The sequence below is a fragment of the Mesorhizobium sp. M1D.F.Ca.ET.231.01.1.1 genome, assembly GCF_003999155.2.
Classification (GTDB): domain Bacteria; phylum Pseudomonadota; class Alphaproteobacteria; order Rhizobiales; family Rhizobiaceae; genus Mesorhizobium.
In genome coordinates this window covers 1-325 of record NZ_RZOZ02000170.1, presented here as the reverse complement: position 1 = coordinate 325, position 325 = coordinate 1, and the positions used below count along the sequence as shown (strand labels likewise).

The following is a 325-nucleotide window of genomic DNA, read 5'->3' as shown; positions in this document are numbered from 1 at the left end:
CGCTGTTCGCTATCCTTGCTCTCGTGGAGAGCTGATCCGCCTTCGTCACGATCTCGTTACCGGCCAGCCAACCGGACGATATCCTTTGTGCCAGCGCTTGAAACGAAACGGCCCGTTCCTATTTCCCCAGTGTCTTTCAATCTTCCCCGGGGAAATCTCACCATGCGCTACAACCAGCTCGGCAACACCGGCCTGTTCGTTTCCGAACTCTGCCTCGGCACCATGACCTTCGGCGCCGCCGGCGAAAATGCCCAATGGGGGCTGATCGCCAGTCTCGACCAGAAGGGCGTCAACGAGATCGTCGGCCGCTCGATCGCCGCCGGCG

Annotated in this window: 1 pseudogene; it reads left to right on the top strand. The window is 60.9% G+C overall.

Annotated features, from left to right (window positions below):
- Positions 1 to 162: 162 nt before the first annotated feature.
- Positions 163 to 325 (top strand): annotated as a pseudogene (locus EN874_RS34740) (aldo/keto reductase); the annotation flags it as partial.